The sequence below is a fragment of the Anaerococcus sp. HMSC075B03 genome, from assembly GCF_001815585.1.
GTDB lineage: Bacteria > Bacillota > Clostridia > Tissierellales > Peptoniphilaceae > Anaerococcus > Anaerococcus vaginalis.
Window position 1 is genome coordinate 106,666 of sequence record NZ_KV821198.1, and the last position, 18,190, is coordinate 124,855.

Annotated in this window: 33 protein-coding genes; 32 read left to right on the plus strand and 1 reads right to left on the minus strand. The window is 31.8% G+C overall.

Annotated elements, in window-relative coordinates:
- The first annotated feature begins 138 nt into the window (after nt 1-138).
- Together HMPREF3045_RS07210 and HMPREF3045_RS07215 are read left to right on the plus strand one after the other, a co-directional pair.
- Nucleotides 139-1,311 carry an ImmA/IrrE family metallo-endopeptidase gene (locus tag HMPREF3045_RS07210; protein WP_070607390.1) on the plus strand — a complete coding sequence of 391 codons (1,173 nt, stop codon included), beginning with the start codon at nt 139-141 and terminating at the stop codon, nt 1,309-1,311.
- Nucleotides 1,305-1,829 carry a DUF4411 family protein gene (locus tag HMPREF3045_RS07215; RefSeq protein WP_083306983.1) on the plus strand — a complete coding sequence of 175 codons (525 nt, stop codon included), beginning with the start codon at nt 1,305-1,307 and terminating at the stop codon, nt 1,827-1,829. The genes HMPREF3045_RS07210 and HMPREF3045_RS07215 overlap by 7 nt, the downstream gene beginning before the upstream one ends.
- Nucleotides 1,830-2,031: 202 nt before the next feature.
- Here the strand turns inward: HMPREF3045_RS07215 and HMPREF3045_RS07220 are convergent, their stop codons facing one another.
- Nucleotides 2,032-2,892 (minus strand): serine protease family protein, encoded by an 861-nt coding sequence (locus tag HMPREF3045_RS07220; protein ID WP_070607393.1) that lies wholly within the window; start codon nt 2,890-2,892, stop codon nt 2,032-2,034.
- A gap of 969 nt (nt 2,893-3,861) precedes the next feature.
- Between HMPREF3045_RS07220 and rpsJ the strand changes: the two genes are divergently transcribed.
- From rpsJ to rplQ, 30 genes are all read left to right on the plus strand, one after another.
- On the plus strand, nt 3,862-4,170 hold the full coding sequence (gene rpsJ / locus HMPREF3045_RS07225) for a 30S ribosomal protein S10 (protein ID WP_004815458.1): 309 nt from the start codon (nt 3,862-3,864) through the stop codon (nt 4,168-4,170).
- Between the two features lie 65 nt (nt 4,171-4,235).
- A complete protein-coding gene (gene rplC, locus HMPREF3045_RS07230) occupies nt 4,236-4,865 on the plus strand; it encodes a 50S ribosomal protein L3 (RefSeq protein WP_004838103.1) in 630 nt (209 codons plus the stop codon).
- Nucleotides 4,866-4,878: 13 nt separating this feature from the next.
- Nucleotides 4,879-5,502 (plus strand): 50S ribosomal protein L4, encoded by a 624-nt coding sequence (gene rplD / locus HMPREF3045_RS07235; RefSeq protein ID WP_004838104.1) that lies wholly within the window; start codon nt 4,879-4,881, stop codon nt 5,500-5,502.
- Nucleotides 5,502-5,795, plus strand: a complete 294-nt coding sequence (gene rplW, locus HMPREF3045_RS07240) for a 50S ribosomal protein L23 (RefSeq protein ID WP_004838105.1) — start codon at nt 5,502-5,504, stop codon at nt 5,793-5,795. Before rplD ends, rplW begins: the two co-directional genes overlap by 1 nt.
- Before the next feature lie 11 nt (nt 5,796-5,806).
- A complete protein-coding gene (rplB, locus tag HMPREF3045_RS07245; protein ID WP_004838106.1) occupies nt 5,807-6,640 on the plus strand; it encodes a 50S ribosomal protein L2 in 834 nt (277 codons plus the stop codon).
- Nucleotides 6,641-6,649: 9 nt separating this feature from the next.
- On the plus strand, nt 6,650-6,937 hold the full coding sequence (rpsS, locus tag HMPREF3045_RS07250; protein WP_004838107.1) for a 30S ribosomal protein S19: 288 nt from the start codon (nt 6,650-6,652) through the stop codon (nt 6,935-6,937).
- A gap of 10 nt (nt 6,938-6,947) precedes the next feature.
- The gene (gene rplV, locus HMPREF3045_RS07255; protein WP_004838108.1) at nt 6,948-7,295 is read left to right on the plus strand and encodes a 50S ribosomal protein L22; all 348 of its coding nucleotides are present in this window, start codon (nt 6,948-6,950) and stop codon (nt 7,293-7,295) included.
- 2 nt (nt 7,296-7,297) lie between these two features.
- Nucleotides 7,298-8,023 (plus strand): 30S ribosomal protein S3, encoded by a 726-nt coding sequence (gene rpsC / locus HMPREF3045_RS07260; protein ID WP_004815467.1) that lies wholly within the window; start codon nt 7,298-7,300, stop codon nt 8,021-8,023.
- Between the two features lie 29 nt (nt 8,024-8,052).
- Complete coding sequence (rplP, locus tag HMPREF3045_RS07265) at nt 8,053-8,484, plus strand: 50S ribosomal protein L16 (protein ID WP_004838109.1); 432 nt, start codon at nt 8,053-8,055, stop codon at nt 8,482-8,484.
- Complete coding sequence (rpmC, locus tag HMPREF3045_RS07270) at nt 8,484-8,690, plus strand: 50S ribosomal protein L29 (RefSeq protein WP_004838110.1); 207 nt, start codon at nt 8,484-8,486, stop codon at nt 8,688-8,690. The genes rplP and rpmC overlap by 1 nt, the downstream gene beginning before the upstream one ends.
- A gap of 4 nt (nt 8,691-8,694) precedes the next feature.
- Nucleotides 8,695-8,955, plus strand: coding sequence for a 30S ribosomal protein S17 (gene rpsQ / locus HMPREF3045_RS07275; protein WP_004838111.1), 261 nt, complete (start codon nt 8,695-8,697; stop codon nt 8,953-8,955).
- 19 nt (nt 8,956-8,974) lie between these two features.
- Nucleotides 8,975-9,343, plus strand: a complete 369-nt coding sequence (rplN, locus tag HMPREF3045_RS07280; RefSeq protein WP_004815474.1) for a 50S ribosomal protein L14 — start codon at nt 8,975-8,977, stop codon at nt 9,341-9,343.
- 9 nt (nt 9,344-9,352) lie between these two features.
- A complete protein-coding gene (gene rplX / locus HMPREF3045_RS07285) occupies nt 9,353-9,661 on the plus strand; it encodes a 50S ribosomal protein L24 (protein ID WP_004815475.1) in 309 nt (102 codons plus the stop codon).
- 17 nt (nt 9,662-9,678) lie between these two features.
- Complete coding sequence (gene rplE, locus HMPREF3045_RS07290; RefSeq protein WP_004838112.1) at nt 9,679-10,221, plus strand: 50S ribosomal protein L5; 543 nt, start codon at nt 9,679-9,681, stop codon at nt 10,219-10,221.
- A gap of 11 nt (nt 10,222-10,232) precedes the next feature.
- Nucleotides 10,233-10,418, plus strand: a complete 186-nt coding sequence (locus HMPREF3045_RS07295; RefSeq protein ID WP_004838113.1) for a type Z 30S ribosomal protein S14 — start codon at nt 10,233-10,235, stop codon at nt 10,416-10,418.
- Between the two features lie 18 nt (nt 10,419-10,436).
- Nucleotides 10,437-10,832 (plus strand): 30S ribosomal protein S8, encoded by a 396-nt coding sequence (rpsH, locus tag HMPREF3045_RS07300; protein ID WP_070607398.1) that lies wholly within the window; start codon nt 10,437-10,439, stop codon nt 10,830-10,832.
- Nucleotides 10,833-10,842: 10 nt separating this feature from the next.
- The gene (gene rplF / locus HMPREF3045_RS07305; RefSeq protein ID WP_004838115.1) at nt 10,843-11,382 is read left to right on the plus strand and encodes a 50S ribosomal protein L6; all 540 of its coding nucleotides are present in this window, start codon (nt 10,843-10,845) and stop codon (nt 11,380-11,382) included.
- A 9-nt stretch (nt 11,383-11,391) separates the two neighbouring features.
- The gene (rplR, locus tag HMPREF3045_RS07310) at nt 11,392-11,757 is read left to right on the plus strand and encodes a 50S ribosomal protein L18 (protein ID WP_004838116.1); all 366 of its coding nucleotides are present in this window, start codon (nt 11,392-11,394) and stop codon (nt 11,755-11,757) included.
- Between the two features lie 15 nt (nt 11,758-11,772).
- Entirely contained in the window at nt 11,773-12,279 is a 507-nt protein-coding gene (gene rpsE / locus HMPREF3045_RS07315) for a 30S ribosomal protein S5 (RefSeq protein WP_004838117.1), read from the plus strand.
- Between the two features lie 10 nt (nt 12,280-12,289).
- On the plus strand, nt 12,290-12,472 hold the full coding sequence (gene rpmD, locus HMPREF3045_RS07320) for a 50S ribosomal protein L30 (protein WP_004817749.1): 183 nt from the start codon (nt 12,290-12,292) through the stop codon (nt 12,470-12,472).
- Nucleotides 12,473-12,482: 10 nt separating this feature from the next.
- Entirely contained in the window at nt 12,483-12,926 is a 444-nt protein-coding gene (gene rplO, locus HMPREF3045_RS07325) for a 50S ribosomal protein L15 (protein ID WP_004838119.1), read from the plus strand.
- Nucleotides 12,926-14,197, plus strand: a complete 1,272-nt coding sequence (secY, locus tag HMPREF3045_RS07330) for a preprotein translocase subunit SecY (protein ID WP_004838120.1) — start codon at nt 12,926-12,928, stop codon at nt 14,195-14,197. Before rplO ends, secY begins: the two co-directional genes overlap by 1 nt.
- Before the next feature lie 4 nt (nt 14,198-14,201).
- Nucleotides 14,202-14,846, plus strand: coding sequence for an adenylate kinase (locus HMPREF3045_RS07335; RefSeq protein WP_070607404.1), 645 nt, complete (start codon nt 14,202-14,204; stop codon nt 14,844-14,846).
- Nucleotides 14,847-15,012: 166 nt separating this feature from the next.
- The gene (gene infA, locus HMPREF3045_RS07340) at nt 15,013-15,231 is read left to right on the plus strand and encodes a translation initiation factor IF-1 (protein WP_019118178.1); all 219 of its coding nucleotides are present in this window, start codon (nt 15,013-15,015) and stop codon (nt 15,229-15,231) included.
- A gap of 71 nt (nt 15,232-15,302) precedes the next feature.
- A complete protein-coding gene (gene rpmJ, locus HMPREF3045_RS07345; protein WP_004818043.1) occupies nt 15,303-15,416 on the plus strand; it encodes a 50S ribosomal protein L36 in 114 nt (37 codons plus the stop codon).
- Between the two features lie 11 nt (nt 15,417-15,427).
- The gene (gene rpsM / locus HMPREF3045_RS07350) at nt 15,428-15,769 is read left to right on the plus strand and encodes a 30S ribosomal protein S13 (RefSeq protein WP_004838123.1); all 342 of its coding nucleotides are present in this window, start codon (nt 15,428-15,430) and stop codon (nt 15,767-15,769) included.
- 8 nt (nt 15,770-15,777) lie between these two features.
- On the plus strand, nt 15,778-16,182 hold the full coding sequence (gene rpsK / locus HMPREF3045_RS07355; protein WP_004838124.1) for a 30S ribosomal protein S11: 405 nt from the start codon (nt 15,778-15,780) through the stop codon (nt 16,180-16,182).
- Nucleotides 16,183-16,194: 12 nt separating this feature from the next.
- On the plus strand, nt 16,195-16,788 hold the full coding sequence (gene rpsD / locus HMPREF3045_RS07360; RefSeq protein ID WP_004838125.1) for a 30S ribosomal protein S4: 594 nt from the start codon (nt 16,195-16,197) through the stop codon (nt 16,786-16,788).
- Between the two features lie 33 nt (nt 16,789-16,821).
- Nucleotides 16,822-17,778, plus strand: coding sequence for a DNA-directed RNA polymerase subunit alpha (locus tag HMPREF3045_RS07365; protein ID WP_019118177.1), 957 nt, complete (start codon nt 16,822-16,824; stop codon nt 17,776-17,778).
- A 9-nt stretch (nt 17,779-17,787) separates the two neighbouring features.
- Nucleotides 17,788-18,129, plus strand: coding sequence for a 50S ribosomal protein L17 (gene rplQ / locus HMPREF3045_RS07370; RefSeq protein WP_004838127.1), 342 nt, complete (start codon nt 17,788-17,790; stop codon nt 18,127-18,129).
- Nucleotides 18,130-18,190 lie beyond the last annotated feature (61 nt).

An 18,190-nucleotide genomic window follows, 5' to 3' on the forward strand; every position in this document is an offset into this window, starting at 1 on the left:
GAATAAATGAAAGCTAATTCAATAATTTAAAAGAAAACAAATAGAGTAGAAAAAATATATTGATTTTTTAAATTAGTAATTTTAAATATATAATAAATGGTATAATGTCATTAAGAAGTAATGGAAGGAGGTAAATTTATGTCAAGTATAGCAGTTGATATTCAACCTGAAATTATTAATTGGGCATTAAATCAGACAAATAAAGAAAATATAGATGGAAAATTGCTTGAAAATATTATTAAATGGCTTGATGGTACGAAGAGTCCTACATTTAATCAGATTGAAGAGTTTAGTAAAAAGTCTTGCATTCCTTTGGGATATTTTTTCTTAGAAAAACCACCAAAGGAGAAAATAAATTTAATTGATTATAGAACGATAGATAGCGTTGATTTAATAGATCCTAGCCGAGATCTTATCGATACTGTTTTTGAGATGGAAACAATTCAGGATTGGATGGCAACATATCGACAAGAAATGGGATTTGATAAATGTGTTTTTCTTGGTCTATCTAAGGAACAAGATAACCCAATTGAAATTGCAAAATTAATAAGATCTTATCTTGAAACTCCTATAAAATGGTACAAGAGTACTGATAGTGTTACAGATTCTTTTAAATATTGGAGAAATTTATTAAATCAAACGGGTGTTGTCGTAATGATGAATGGAGTTGTAAGGAATAATACACATCGTACTTTGAATACAAATGAATTTCGAGCATTTGCAATGGCTAACGATTGGGCACCTCTAATATTTATCAATGCATCAGATACACATGGTGCAAGGCTATTTTCCTTATTACATGAAGCTACCCATATTGCTTTGGGAACAAGTGATTTATTTAATGATCGCCAAAATACTGATACTGTTGTATCTTCTGTAGAAACTTTATGTAATGCAGTGGCTGCTGAGTTATTAGTTCCTAATGAAGAATTTATAATTGAGTGGAATAAGTTAAAAACTACTAAAAATGATTATAATAAATTTTCCGAAATAGCGGGAGTATTCCATTGTGGTGTTACTGTAATTGCTAGAAGAGCTTTTGATAATAAATTTATTGATTTTTCTACTTACAAAAAAATGGCAGATTATATGATAGATAAATACAATAAAAACAAAAAAAATAAGAGTGGTAAAGGCGGAAATTATTATAGCACTATTGCAAGTAGATTGGATAAAAGTCTAGTTCGAGCTATTTGCGAAAGTATTTCAATTGGGAGAACTAGTTATACAGAAGCCTTTAGATTAACCAATACAAATAAAAAAACATTTCCTAATGTTGTTAATAAAGTAGGGGGTGTAAGCAATTGGTAAATACTTCAGAGACATTTTTGATTGATGCAAATGCTCTAATGACGCCGTATAGATTATACTATGGATTTGATATTGCTCCATCATTTTGGGAGAATGTGGCATGTGCATTTAAAAGAAAACAGATAGTTTTGCTAGATAAGATTAAAGATGAAGTTTTAAATGGTGATGATGAGCTTACAAAATGGATAAAGGATAATGAAAATATAATTGATGTTTGTCACCATAAAACTAAGTCTGTTATTGATAACTATCAATCTGTGTTAAAGTATATTCAGACATGTGGATTTTATAAAGAGAGCGCGTTGATGGAGTGGGCTCCTACAAATATCGCAGATCCTTGGTTGATTGCGGCAGCAAAGTCGAACAATTATACTATTGTAACCTTAGAGTCTCCTTCAGGTGGTTTAAGTAAAAAAACACCTAATAGATCAGCAAAAATACCGGATGTTGCTAAAGCTTTTGATGTAAAATATATTACTTTATTTGACATGATGAGACAATTAGGAATTTCTTTATAAAATATATTTAAAAAAATTCAGTGGATGTAAACAGAATAATTATGTAATTCTAATCAATATTTTCAATGACGACTTTCATAATTTTATATAATATAGCATTAAGGTCAGAAAAATTCAATTTATTAAATTAAAATTAAATGGAGCATTCCGTAAAGGTCTGCTCCATTTAATTTTTAGAAAATGTATGTGTACTTACTGAGTTTCATATTAAAGTTATAAGCGTTAAGTATATTTTGTATTTAATTAAATTTATTAATTTATTCCTTATTATATTTTTAAATTTAAGTAGTTCATTAGATTTAATATAGTAACCTAAATTTGTCATTATTGAAGTCTTGCTTATTATTTTTTGTTGTGTATGAATATCTATAGCAACAATTTCACCATTAGTATTTATAGTTGGACCAGCAAATAAAACTCCTAAGAAAATTAACCTATTCTGCCCTAAGATTATACCACCACTTTTATTTTTGTAACTTCCCTCATTTACAATATAGATTGGAGAACCTGAGGAACCAGAAAATGCAGCTATGTCAGCTAATGCAATTCCTTTTTTATTAAAATCATATGAAGGATGAGAAGATGTATATCCTTTTCTAAAAATCGGATAATTATTTATCTTATCCCATAATCCTATTGGGTAACCAATCATGACTATTTCTTCAAGTGCAGATAGATTATTTAAAGTTTCTTCATCTGGAATTATACTTTCTTCAGCGGGAACATAATATACATCTTTACCTGTTCGTGACTTTACTTCTTTAAAAACTGGATTAATAAATGTGAAGCATAGATCCTGATTTGAATGGAAAATCCAATCTGATGTTAAAGTTATAGGATAACTTTCGATTGTTTCGTTAACACTACCTTCTCTTAGGTGTAAATAAAATGTTATATTTTCAGATTTATTGTAATTTAAGACATGTTTATTTGTAACTAATATTGGAACACGAATATCATCAAATATAAAATCAAAAAAGAAACCTGTCCCAGAAGAACCATCTTTAGTCTCTAATCGTACAGTATTAAACATAAGTTGTTCTGATATATTAAATGGTATCATAATTCACCTCTTTGATTGTTTTTAATTTTAATATATGAATCTAATATTAAAAATATTAAGCTTATTAAAAATGCAACATTTTTATTATGATTAAAATTTTCAACATTCGAAAATAAGTAATTTATATATTTAACTTAGGTAGAAATAAGTAAAGGTATTCGCAGTATTAAGAGCTTAAAATGATATAACACTTGATTAACTTATTATTAGCATCATAGTACAAATATTTCGGGTTGTAAATAAGTTTCTTTGAATAACAAAATTGATATGCATAACATGTGTACATATAGTAAATTGGAATTCAAATAAATTAGTTTAACTGTAAAATTTTTTTAAGTTAATTTGGACTAGTTTTAAAAAATTATTTCTTTAAAATATAAATAATAACTTTTGCTCTTGTAATAGGAAAATAACCTGAAAAATTAAATTAAATATAAGCAAGGAATTAAAAAATAAACAAACAATAATATTTTATAATTTATTAAGAAGGGAATATAAAGAATATAGTAGAGAGATTTAAAAACAGAAAAGAAAAAGATTATATTCATAGATATACTGATATAGAAAAATAATAAATCTTATCGTTTTAGCTATATAAATATGCTACATAGATTTTATTGGATTTGTTGTAGAAAAATTTTTTTAAAAAATTTTTACTCTCTATTTTTATCTCCTATATATAAGGTAAGAAATAAAAATTTGCAAATTTTCACTTTGGCATATATAATAAAACGGATTGGTACAAAAATTATAAGAAAATGCTTGAAAATTTTTTAAAAAAATTAGGAAATTCACTTGATTTTTCTTATGAATTGTTGTATCATGTTTAAGTGCTATGAAGTGGGAGGTTGCTTTCACACTAAGCCAGATGTGGAAGGTAATTTCCACCAAGCAAGCTAGAGAATAATCTCTAGTGCTTTCCAAATATAATTAAACGCCCGGTAGGGTGGCACATCAAAAGGAGGAAAAATGGCTAATCAAAAGATAAGAATTAGACTAAGAGCATATGATCATGAAATAATTGACAGCTCTGCAGAGAAAATCGTTGAAGCGGTAAAAAGATCAGGAGCAAAAGTAAGTGGACCAATTCCATTACCAACTGAAAAAGAAGTAATAACAATTCTTCGTGCGGTTCACAAATACAAAGACTCAAGAGAACAGTTTGAACAAAGAACACACAAAAGATTAATCGACATCATTGGACCAAATGCAAAAACTTTAGATTCTTTAAAGAAACTAAATTTACCAGCTGGTGTTGACATTGAAATAAAACTGTAATTAGAATGATTGAAGGTTTTCCAAATAATTTTGGATCAATCCGCTGTAATTAAGGAGGTACTCAAATGAAGAGTATATTTACAACAAAAGTAGGCATGACTCAAGTCATTGATGAAGATGGTGTTGTTACACCTGTAACTGTACTTAAGGCTGATGAGAACGTAATTGTTCAAGTTAAATCAGAAGAAGTTGATGGTTACAATTCAATACAAATCGGTTATCATGACAAAAAAGAAAAAAATGTAAAAAAACCTATCAAAGGACACTTTGACAAGGCTGGCGCTTCTTATAAAAGATTTTTAAGAGAAGTTAGACTTGATGAAAAATCTGAATTAAATCCTGGAGATACACTTAGTGTTGACCAATTTGAAGAAGGCGAATTAGTAGATATTACTGCTATTTCAAAAGGAAAAGGAACACAAGGTGCTATCAAAAGATGGAATTATGGAAGAGGACCAGCAAGCCACGGTTCTAAATCACACAGAGTAGCAGGAGCAAGAGCAGCAGGTTCTGATCCGGCTAGAGTGTTCAAAGGTAGAAAAGGCTCTGGAAAAATGGGACATGAACGTGTAACAGTTCAAAACCTAAAAGTTGTTAAAGTAAACACAGAAGACAGCTACATCCTAGTTAAAGGCGCAGTTCCAGGACCAAAAGGTGGACTTGTTCAAGTTAAACAAGCAACAAAGAGCCTATAATAAGGAGGAATAAATGCCTAAAGTAGAAGTTTTAAATATTAAAGGAGAAAATGTTGGTGAAATCGAGTTGAATGAAACTCTTTTTGCAGCAGAAATTGCTGAAACAGCTGTTTATGATACAGTTAAAAACCAACTAGCTAATAAAAGACAAGGCACACAATCCGCTAAGACTCGTGCAGAAGTAAGAGGTGGTGGAAGAAAGCCATTTAGACAAAAAGGAACAGGTAGAGCTAGACAAGGATCTATAAGAGCTCCTCACTATACAGGCGGTGGAATTGTATTTGCACCAAAGCCAAGAGACTATAGCTACAAAATTCCTAAGAAAATGAGAAGAAAAGCTCTTTACTCAGTTTTAACTTCAAAAGTAAATGATAATGAATTAATCGTACTTGATGAATTAAAACTTGATTCATACAAAACTAAAGAAGCTAATGAAATTTTAAATAACATTAATGCAAACAAAAAAGCTTATGTAGTTATTGCTGAAAATGATGACAAAGTTTATAGATCATTTAGAAACATTGAAGGATGTAACGTAGAGAAAGCAAACTTAATCAATGTATATGATCTTTTAAGACATGACAAACTTGTTATTACAAAAGATGCAATAAACAAACTTGAGGAGGTATTTATATAATGAAATCACCTTACGATATAGTAAAAAGACCAATAATTACTGAAAAAAGTATGGAATTAATTGAAGAAAATAAATACACTTTTGAAGTAGACAAAAATGCAAACAAAGCAGAAATCAAACACGCAATCGAAACTATCTTTGAAGGAGTAAAAGTTAAAAAAGTAAGAACTTTAAACTTTACTGGTAAAAAAGTTAGAACTAGATATGGTTATGGTAAAAAAGCTGATTGGAAAAAAGCTTATGTTACATTAACTGAAGATTCTGAAGCAATTGAATACTTCGACGGAATGTAGGGAGGATTTAAATGCCTATAAGAAAATTAAAACCAACATCAAACGGACACAGAAATATGTCTGTTATGACATACAGTGAAATTACAAAAAAAGCACCAGAAAAATCTCTAACAACTGATTTAAGAAAATCAGGTGGAAGAAACAATACTGGTAGAATAACAGTTCGCCATAGAGGTGGTGGAGCTAAAAGAAAATATAGAATCATTGATTTCAAAAGAAACAAAGATAATATACCAGCAAGAGTAAAAGCTATTGAATATGATCCAAACAGATCAGCAAATATTGCTCTTTTAGCTTATGCTGATGGAGAAAAAAGATATATACTTGCTCCAAGAAATTTAAAAGTTGGAGATGTAGTTGAAAGTGGAAAAGAAGCAGATATTAAACCAGGTAATGCACTTGAATTAAAAGATATTCCAGTAGGTACACAAATCCACAATATCGAACTTAAAGCAGGAAGAGGAGCAATCCTTGTAAGAAGTGCAGGAGTTTCTGCTCAACTTATGGCTAAAGAAGGAAGATTTGCAACAGTAAAATTACCAAGTGGAGAAACAAGGCTAATCCACAATGATTGTAAAGCAACAATCGGAATGGTTGGAAACATTGAACACGAATTAGTAAGAATTGGTAAAGCTGGAAAAACAAGATACTTGGGACAAAGACCACACGTAAGAGGATCAGCAATGAACCCAGTAGACCATCCACACGGTGGTGGTGAAGGTAGAACACCAGTAGGAAGACCAGCACCATCAACACCATGGGGTAAACCAGCACTTGGTCTTAAAACAAGAAAAAAGAAAAATAAATCTTCTAAATATATAGTAAGAAGAAGAAACGAAAAATAGGGGGATTTAATGGCTAGATCACTAAAAAAAGGACCTTTTGTCGATGAACATTTAATGAAAAAAATTGAAGCATTAAATGAAAAAAATGACAAAAAGGTAGTTAAAACTTGGTCAAGACGTTCTACAATATTTCCTGAATTTGTAGAACATACTATAGCAGTTCACGATGGTAGAAAGCATGTTCCAATATATATAACAGAAGATATGGTTGGACATAAACTTGGAGAGTTCGTTCCAACAAGAACTTTCAAAGGCCATGCTAAAAAAGCAACAGAAATGAAATCAAAATTAAGTTAGGAGAGTATAAATGGAAGTTAAAGCAACAGCTAAATATGTAAGAATATCTCCTCTTAAAGTTAATTATATATGTAGAGAAATTAGAGGTAAACAAGTAGACGAAGCACTTAATATTTTAAGATTTACAAATAAAAAAGGTGCTAGACTACTTTCAGATGTACTTAAAAGTGCAATAGCAAATGCAGAAAACAATAACGGATTATCTAGAGAAAATCTTATTGTAAAAAAAGCCTTCGCAAACGACGCTCCAACTATGAAAAGATGGAGACCTAAGGCAAAGGGTGCAGCTTATCCAATCCTTAAGAGATCATCTCACATAGGCGTAGTTCTTACACAAGAAGAAGTAGAGGAGGCATAATAATGGGTCAAAAAGTAAATCCTAAAGGTTTTAGAGTTGGCGTAATTAAAGAATGGGACTCTAAATGGTATGCAAATAAAAAAGACTTTTCTGAACTTTTAGTAGAAGATCATAAGATAAGAGAATTAGTTAAAAAAGAAGTTTACGATGCTGGAATTTCTGATATAGAAATTGAAAGAGCGGTAAATAATATAAAAGTTTCAGTTTACACCGGAAAACCAGGAATGGTAATCGGCAAGGGCGGAGCAGGAGTTGAAGAATTAAAGAAAAAAGTTGAAAAAATCGCTCCAGGTAAAAGAGTAATCATAAACGTTGAAGAAATTAAAAACCAAGATGTTGATGCCCAATTAGTAGCTGAAAATATTGCAGCACAACTTGAGAATCGTATCACATTTAGACGTGCTATGAAACAAGCAGTTCAAAGAACAATGAGAGCTGGAGCTGTAGGAATTAAAACACAAGTATCTGGTAGACTTGGTGGAGCTGATATGGCAAGAAGTGAAGGATACAACGAAGGAAAAGTACCACTTCAAACACTAAGAGCAGATGTTGATTATGGTTTTGCAGAAGCAGATACCCAATACGGTAAAATCGGATGTAAAGTTTGGATAAACAGAGGAGAAGTTCTTCCTGGAGAAAAAGCAAAAAGAATTCCAGACATCAAACAACCAAAGCAAAACAGAAGAAATAAGAAAAGACGTCCAAATAGAAGAAATAACGATAGATAAGATTATTATCTCAAGGAGGAAACAAGATTATGTTAATGCCTAAAAGAGTAAAATATCGTAGACAACATAGAGGAAGAATGAAAGGTAAAGCCCAAAAAGGCAATACACTTTCTTATGGTGAATACGGATTACAATCACTTGGTAGCACATGGCTTACAGCAAACCAAATAGAGGCTGCAAGACGTGCTATGACAAGATATATAAAAAGAGGCGGAAATATTTGGATAAAAGTATTTCCAGATAAACCAGTATCAAAGAAGCCAGCAGAAGTAAGAATGGGATCTGGTAAAGGTGCTCCAGAATATTGGGTAGCAGTAGTAAAACCAGGTAGAATGTTGTTTGAGATGAGTGGAGTAAGCGAAGAAGTAGCAAGAGAAGCTATGAGACTTGCAGCACAAAAACTTCCAATCAAAACAAAATTCGTTAAAAGGCTTGAGGTCAAAGAAGTGGAGGAAGCTTAATGAAAGCAGTAGAAATCAGAAAATTAAGTGAAAGCGAATTAAATAAAAAACTTTTCGATTTACAATCTGAATTATTTAATCTTCGTTTCCAAATGGCTACAGGTCAACTTGAAAACCCAGCTGCTATTGGAAATGTTAAAAAAGATATAGCTAGAGTAAAAACAATCCAAACAGAGAGAAAGCTCAATATAAATAAGGAGGCTTAACTTGATGGAAAGAAATAGTAGAAGATCCGTTCAAGGAGTAGTTGTATCAGATAAGATGGATAAAACAATCACAGTAAAAGTTGAAACAAAAATCCAACACCCTGTATACAAGAAAAGATTAAAAGTAAGTAAGAAATATAAAGCTCACGATGAGAACAATGAAGCTAGAGTTGGCGATACAGTAACAATAATGGAAACTAGACCATTAGCAAAGACAAAAAGATGGAGACTAGTTAAAATTAACGAAACTGCGGTTCGTGCTTAATTAGGTAAAGGAGATTATTATGATACAACAAGAATCTCGTATGAGAGTAGCAGATAACTCCGGAGCAAGAGAACTTTCAGTTATCAAAGTTCTTGGAGGAGCCGGAAGAAGATACGCAAACATTGGGGATATAGTTACTTGTTCAGTTAAAAGTGCAACACCCGGTGGAGCGGTAAAAAAAGGTGAAGTTGTAAAAGCTGTTATAGTAAGAACTTCAAGAGGAGTTAAAAGAAGCGATGGATCATATATAAAATTTGATGACAACGCAGCTGTAATAGTAAAAGATGACAAATCACCTGTAGGAACTCGTATATTCGGGCCAGTAACAAGAGAACTTCGTCATGAAGGATTCATGAGAATTATCTCACTTGCACCGGAAGTATTATAGGAGGATTAAATGCATATTAAAAAAGGCGATAAAGTCCAAGTAATATCAGGTGAATACAAAGGACACGTAGGAGAAGTTATTAAAGCATTTCCTAAGGAAAATAGAGTAATAGTTGAAGGTGCAAACATTCAAACTAAACACCAAAAAGCAAGACAAATGGGAGAAGAAAGTGGAAGATTTGAAAGAGAAGGAAAAATCTCAGCATCAAAAGTTCTACTATACTCAGAAAGCTTGAAAAAAGGTGTAAGAACATCAACTGAAATAATCGATGGAAAAAAAGTTAGAGTTTGCAAAAAAACTGACGAAAAATTCGATTAGATCCAAAAGGAGTAATTATGACAAGTAGATTAAAAGAAAAATATAAATCAGAAGTTGTTAAAGGACTTGTGGATCAATTCGGTTATGAAAACTTAATGCAAGTGCCAAAACTTGAAAAAATTGTTATAAATATCGGACTTGGCGAAGCTAAAGATAACAAAAACATTTTAAACAAGGCAAAAAATGAACTTGCACTTATTACAGGTCAACAACCAATTGAAATAAAAGCAAAAAAATCTGTATCAAACTTCAAACTAAGAGAAGGCCAACCAATAGGTACAAAGGTAACTCTTAGAGGAGAAAAAATGTATGATTTCATGGATAAATTAATTTCAATTTCTCTACCAAGAGTTAGAGACTTCAGAGGAATTAATCCAAATTCATTTGATGGAAGAGGAAATTATTCATTAGGAATCAAGGAACAATTAATATTCCCAGAAATTAACTATGATGATGTTGATTTCTTACATGGTATGGATATTACATTTGTAACAACAGCAGAAACTGATGAAGAAGCTAAAGCATTCTTAACATTAATGGGAATGCCTTACAGAAAATAAAGGAGCAAAAAATGGCAAAAAAGTCAATGATTGCGAAACAAAAAAGAAAGCCAAAATATAGTACAAGAGCATATTCAAGATGCAAGATTTGTGGAAGACCACATTCTGTATTAAGAAAATACGGTATTTGCCGTGTATGCTTTAGAGAGCTCGCAAACAAAGGTGAAATTCCTGGAGTAAGAAAAGCAAGCTGGTAAGTTAGGAGGAAAATAATTATGATGACAGATCCAATTGCGGATATGCTAACAAGAATAAGAAATGGTAACAAAGCTAATCATTTATCTGTAAGCTTACCATCTTCTAATGAGAAACGTGCTATTGCTCAAATTCTATTAGACGAAGGTTACATCAAAGGATTTGATGTAGAAGAAGACAATAAGCAAGGTATTCTTACAATAGACTTAAAATACGCAGAAGAAGGCGAAAAAGTTATATCAGGACTTAGAAGAATTTCTAAACCAGGATTAAGAGTTTATGTAAAAGCAAATGAAGTACCAAAAGTTTTAGATGGACTTGGAATTGCAATAATCTCAACATCAAAAGGACTATTAACAGATAAAGCTGCAAGAGAATTAAATGTCGGCGGCGAAGTTATGTGTTATGTATGGTAAGGAGGAATAAATGTCAAGAATAGGTAAAAAACCAATTGAAATCCCTTCTGGAGTAACTATTGATGTTAAAGACAATTTGGTTACAGTTAAAGGACCAAAAGGTGAAGATTCTCAATTAGTATCAAAAAACTTGAAACTTGAACAAGAAGAAAACGAGTTATTAGTAATGACTTCTGAAAATCCTACAAAAATCGAAAACCAAGAACATGGTCTTTACAGATCATTAATTGCTAATATGGTTTTGGGAGTAACAGAAGGTTATCAAAAAACTCTTCAAATAGAAGGAACAGGATATAGAGCCCAAAAACAAGGTAAAACCTTAGTAATGAATCTAGGATTTTCTCACCAAGTTAAAATGGACGATCCTGAAGGAATTGAAGTAGAAGTTCCTAACGATAGAACTATCGTTGTAAAAGGAATCAATAAACAACTTGTTGGACAATATGCAGCAAACATTAGAAACTGGAGAAAACCTGAACCATACAAAGGTAAAGGAATCCGTTACGAAGGTGAGCATATTAGAAGAAAAGTTGGTAAGACAGGTAAGTAGGGGGCAATAATGGCTAAAAAAACAAAAGAGCAAAGATTAAAAACTCGTAAATATAGAGTTAGAAATAAAGTCAGTGGAACTGCTCAAAAACCAAGACTTAGTGTCTACAAATCAAATACTAATATATACGCACAATTAATAGATGATGATGCACAAGTAACACTTGCAAGTGCAAATACATTACAAAAAGAAGTAAACGAAGGTTTAGAAAATTGTGCAAATATAGAAGCTGCCACAAAAGTTGGCGAAATGATAGCAAAAGTTGCACTTGATAAAGGAATCGAAGAGGTTGTTTTTGATAGAAACGGATATCTTTATCACGGAAAAGTAAAAGCCCTAGCTGAAGCAGCAAGAGAAAATGGTCTTAAGTTTTAACGAGGGAGGATTTAGATGTATTTATTAAAACAAGATGTAGACAAACTAAACCTCGAAGATAGAGTAGTTAGTATAAATAGAGTTGCAAAAACTGTAAAAGGTGGACGTAACATGAGATTTGCTGCCCTAGTGGTAGTAGGAGATCAAAATGGACATGTAGGAGTAGGAACAGGAAAAGCTACAGAAGTTCCTGAAGCTATAAGAAAAGCTACAGAAGATGGAAAAAAACACATGGTTACAGTTCCTATAGTAAACACTACAGTTCCACACAGAATATTGGCAAACAAAGGTGCAGGATCTGTACTATTAATGCCAGCTAAAGAAGGTACAGGAATCATAGCTGGTGGACCAGTTCGTGCTATCTGTGAACTTGCAGGATACAAGGACATCAGAGCTAAAAACTTAGGTTCATCAAATCCAAAAAATATCATTAATGCTTGCTTAAAAGCTTTTGCTTCTATGAAAACAGTAGAAGAAGTTGCAAGATTACGTGGTAAATCAATAGAAGAATTCGATTATTAAGGAGTATTCTATGGCAAAAGTTGAAATCAAATTAAAAAAATCCTTCATAGGCAGAAAAGACGATCAAATAGCTACAGCAAAAGCACTAGGTCTTAAAAAGATTGGTCAAACAGTAGTTAGAGAAGACAATTCTGCATTAAGAGGAATGATAAATAAAATTCCATTTATGTTGGAAGTTAAAGAATTAAGCTAGGAGGTGTAAAATGAAACTTCACGATTTAAAACCTAACCAAAAGCTAAAAACAAAAAATAGAAAAGGTAGAGGTCCAGGAAGTGGAAACGGAACTAGAGCAGGTCGTGGTCAAGACGGACAAAACTCAAGAAGCGGTGGCGGAGTTAGACCAGGATTTGAAGGTGGCCAAATGCCATTATTTAGACGTCTTCCAAAAAGAGGATTTAAAAATATCAATAGAAAACAATACGAAACAATAAATGTATGTGATTTAGATATTTTTGAAGACGGTACAGAAGTTACACCTGAACTACTATTTGAAAATAAAATTTTAAATAAAAATAAAGCAAAAGCTGGAATCAAAATTCTTGGCGATGGCGAAATCACAAAGAAATTAACAGTAAAAGCTCACAAGTTTACAAAATCTGCAGAAGAAAAAATCACAGCCCAAGGGGGAAAGGCTGAGGTGATCTAATGTTAGATACGCTAAAGAGAGCTTGGGGTGAAGAAGAAATAAGAAAAAAATTCTACTTCACTCTAGTGATGTTATTAATATATAGATTAGGAAATAACATCCCAATTCCATTTATAGATGCACAAAAGTTAGCAGCAGCATATAAGGGAATGGAAGGAACACTTGTAGATTATTTAAATATGCTAACAGGTGGTGGACTTTCAACCCTATCAATATTTGCACTTGGAGTCCAACCATACATTACAGCATCAATCGTAATGCAATTATTAACAGTTGTAATTCCAAGACTTGAAGAGCTAACAAAAGAAGGCGAAGCAGGAAGAAAAACTATACAAAAATATACAAGATATATGACAATATTTCTTGCAATATTTCAAGCTATAGCAATAACAAACGGATTATATGGAGCAGCTTTATCATCTGCAACACCATTCCAAAAAATAGTTATGAATGTAGTTCTAATCGGTGGAACAATGCTTGTTACATGGATGGGAGAAACCATAACAGAAAAAGGAATAGGAAATGGTGTATCAATTATAATCTTTATGGGTATCATTGCAAATGTACCTAAAACATTAAAAACTTGGAAGACTGGTCTTCATTACAATACAATTACATGGATTTCAATTTTAATCATGGCACTTGTAGTAATTTTTATAGTAGTATTTACAGTAAAAATTACAGAAGGCGAAAGAAAAATACCAGTCCAATACGCAAAAAGAGTAGTTGGAAGAAAAATGTATGGCGGACAATCAACTCATATACCAGTAAAAGTAAATATGAGCGGAGTAATGCCAATAATATTTGCTTCAGCAGTATTAGCAATTCCATCAACAATCTCATTATTTATGGGAAATGCTAATGGAGGATTGAATCAATTCTTTAGCAAATCAACTTATGGTTTTGTAATTTATCTTGTTGTTCAAGCAGTATTAATATTAGTATTTGCTTATTTCTACAACATGATACAATTTAATACAGTTGAATATGCAAAACAACTTCAACAAAATGGTGGTTTTATTCCAGGAATAAGACCAGGAAAACCAACTAGCGACTACCTAGCAAAAGTAGGAAATAAAATTACATTTATTGGTGCTATTTCGTTAGCGCTACTTACAATAGTACCAGCACTATCATCAAGATTTTTAGGACTAAACTTATCCTTTGGAGGAAGTTCAGTAATAATCGTTGTTGGTGTAATACTTGAAACAGTGAAACAAATAGAAGCAATGCTTACTATGAAAAACTATAAAGGATTTTTAAATAGGTAATATTATGAATATCATATTGTTAGGCCCTCCAGGAGCCGGAAAAGGAACACAAGCAGAAAAATTAATAAAAGAATTAGATGCAGTTCAAATATCAACAGGTGATATATTTAGAACAAATATAAAAAATAACACACCTTTGGGAGCTAAGGCAAAAGAATATATGAACAAAGGCCAATTAGTTCCAGATGAATTAACAATAGATTTAGTTTGGGATGCCTTAGACAAAGTAGAAGATGGAAAAAGCATACTACTTGATGGATTTCCTAGAAATATTACTCAAGCCGAAGCACTTGATGAAGGAATGCAAAAAAGAGATAATAAGATTGATAAGGTAATAAATATCAATGTGCCTGAAGATGTAATTATTGAAAGAATATCTGGAAGAAGAGTAAATGTGTCAACCGGAAAAGTTTATCATATAAAATTCAACCCACCAAAAGTTGAAGGAATTGATGATGAAACAGGAGAAAAATTAATCCAAAGAGAAGATGACACAGAAGCTGCAGTTAAAGAAAGACTTGATGTTTACAACAAGCACACATCAGTTTTGATTGATTACTACAACAAAAAAGGTATATTAGTTACTATTGACGGTGCAAAAACTCCTGAAGAAGTTTTTGATCAAATTAAAAAAAGTTTAGAGAAATAAAATAAAAAATATTAACAAATATGCTAAATTTTTCAATGAATTACAAAATCGAAAACGAGATAAAGATAGAGTCTTTCATTAAAGATATCTAGATTATGTCTTGTTGTTAAAAAGAATCAATCAGACATTAATAGATCAAAATAAAAGAAAAGGAGAGATTTTATCGATGTCAAAAAAAGATGCTATAGAAGTAACAGGAGTAGTTAAAGAAGCTCTACCAAATGCAATATTTAAAGTAGAACTAGAAAATGGCCATGAAATACAAGCACATATTTCAGGCAAACTTAGAATGAACTACATTAGAATATTACCAGGAGATACAGTAACAGTAGAATTATCTCCATACGATCTTACTCAAGGCAGAATTACTTGGAGACGCAAATAACAATAGAAAATCTACGATTTTTTCTTGTTATTTTAAATCTAAAAGTGTAGATAAAGAAAGAGAGAACGATAATGAAAGTTAGAGCATCAGTAAAAAAAATGTGTGATAAATGCAAAATTATCAAAAGAAACGGTAAAGTTATGGTAATTTGCGAAAATCCAAAACATAAACAAAGACAAGGTTAAGGAGGTATTAGATGCCAAGAATAGCTGGTATAGACTTACCTAGAGAAAAAAGAGCAGAAATTGGATTGACTTATATTTATGGTATAGGAAAATCTTCAGCACAAGAAATTTTGGAAAAAGCAGGAATTAATCCTGATACAAAAATGAAAGACCTTACAGAAGGAGAACTAGGAAAAATTCGTGAGATATTAGACGACTATACAATCGAAGGTGATTTAAGACGTGAAGTATCTATGAATATTAGAAACCTTAGAGAAATTAATTGCTACAGAGGAATTAGACACAAAAGAGGTTTACCTGTAAGAGGTCAAAATACAAAAAATAACGCAAGAACTAGAAAAGGAAGACATTAGGAGGAGATATGGCAGCAAAGACTAAAAAATCTTCTGCTAAAAGAGGTAGAAGAAGAGTTAAAAAGAATGTCGAAAGAGGACAAGCTCATATCAATTCAACATTCAATAATACAATGGTAACTTTGACAGATGCACAAGGTAATGCCTTATCATGGGCAAGTGCTGGACAATTAGGTTTTAGAGGATCAAGAAAATCAACTCCTTTTGCAGCACAAGAAGCAGCTTTAGAAGCAGCAAAAAAAGCTATGGAATATGGTTTAAAAAGTGTAGAAGTATTTGTTAAAGGACCAGGCTCAGGAAGAGAATCTGCAATCAGAAGCTTACAAGCAGCAGGACTTGAAGTAACAATGATAAAAGACGTAACACCAATTCCTCACAATGGTTGTAGACCACCTAAGAGAAGAAGAGTTTAATAAGGAGAAACTATGGCAGTAAGCAGAGATCCAATATTTAAAAGATGTAGAAGCTTAGGAATCAGCCCAGCATACTTAGGTTACTCAGGAGAATCTAAAAGAACAAACTCTAATCAAAGAAGAAAACTTAGTGAATATGGTATGCAACAAAGGGAAAAACAAAAAGCTAAATTCATCTACGGAGTAAGTGAAAAACAATTTAGAAGTTATTATGAAAAAGCTTCAAAAATGCAAGGACAAACAGGTGAAAACCTAATAATCCTTTGTGAAAGAAGACTTGACAATATAGCATTTAGATCTGGACTTGCAAGAACTAGAAGAGAAGCAAGACAAATCGTAACACATGGACATTTATTAGTAAATGGAAAAAGTGTTGACATCCCATCAATTCTTGTAAACGAAGGAGATGTTATTGAAGTAAAAGAAAAATCTAGATCAAGCCAATTATTTAAAGCTATAAAAGAAACAAACCAATCATTTGGAGTAGTTTCATGGTTAGATTCAGATTTAGAAAACTTAAAGGTAAAAGTTACAAACTTCCCAACAAGAGAAGATATTGATATACCTGTAGAAGAACGTATGATTGTTGAGTTCTATTCTAAATAGAATTAGTTAAATTGTTAGAACTAAGGAGATACAATGATAGAAAAATTAGATACAAAGATTGAAATTTTAGATATAGACGAAGAAACTAATTACGGTAAATTTGTCCTATATCCACTCGAAAGAGGCTATGGTACAACCATAGGAAACAGTATGAGAAGGATGCTTTTATCATCCTTACCTGGTTCTAGCGTCTCAAAGATTCTTATAGACGGGGTACTACACGAATTTTCCACAATTCCTGGAGTTGTAGAAGATGTACCTGAATTAATATTAAATATCAAAGGTATTGATATTAAAAAACATACTAAAGAAGATCTAACACTATTTTTAGATATAGAAGGACCTAAAATTGTTACAGCTAAAGATATAAAAACAGATGCCCAAATCGAAGTGGCAAATCCAGATCATTATCTTGCAACAGTTAATGATAAAGGAAGATTGTTTATTGCCCTTGACGTTACAGATGGTAAAGGATATAGGGTAGCTGAACAAAACAAAAAGGATACTGACCCAATAGGAGCAATAGCTATAGATTCATCATTTACACCAGTAAAAAGTGTAAACTTTACAGTTGAAAATACTAGAGTAGGTGAGTCTACTGATTATGATAAACTAATTCTTGAAGTGTGGACAGATGGAACAATCACTCCACAAGAAGCCTTATCAGAAGGCGCTTCAATTTTGATGGAAGATATAAGATTTTTCAAAGACCTACCAGGTCAACAATTCCCACCAGAAGATGAGGAAGAAGAAATTGAAGAAATCGAAGAAGAAGATAATAATCAAATGGAATTATCAAAAACTATTGAGGAATTAGATCTTTCATTAAGATCATTCAATTGTCTAAAAAGAGCAGGATATAATACTGTTGGTGAGATAATAGAAAAAAGTGAATCTGAGCTAAAGGATATCAAAAACTTCGGTAAAAAGTCACTAGAAGAAGTTATTGATAAAATCCACAGTTTAGGACTTAGTTTAAGAGAAGAATAGGAGGATATGATGGCTAATAAAAGAAAGCTTGGTAGAAGAACAGATCATAGAAATGCCCTACTTAGAAATCAAGTAACTTCTTTGTTAGACAATGGTAGAATTACTACTACACTAACAAGAGCAAAAGAAACTCAAAAAATGGCTGATCGTATGATTACATTAGGTAAGAAAAATACACTTCACACAAGAAGACAAGCAGCTCAATATATATACAAACCATCTACAGTTCAAAAATTATTTGGCGAAATTGCACCAAAATATGAAGATAGAAACGGTGGATATACTAGAGTATTAAAATTAGGACCAAGAAGAGGCGATGGTTCTGAAAGAGCAATAATAGAACTTGTATAATAAACTTACTCTATAGCATCTTATGAAAATAAGGTGCTTTTTTTGTGGTAATTTTTAATTT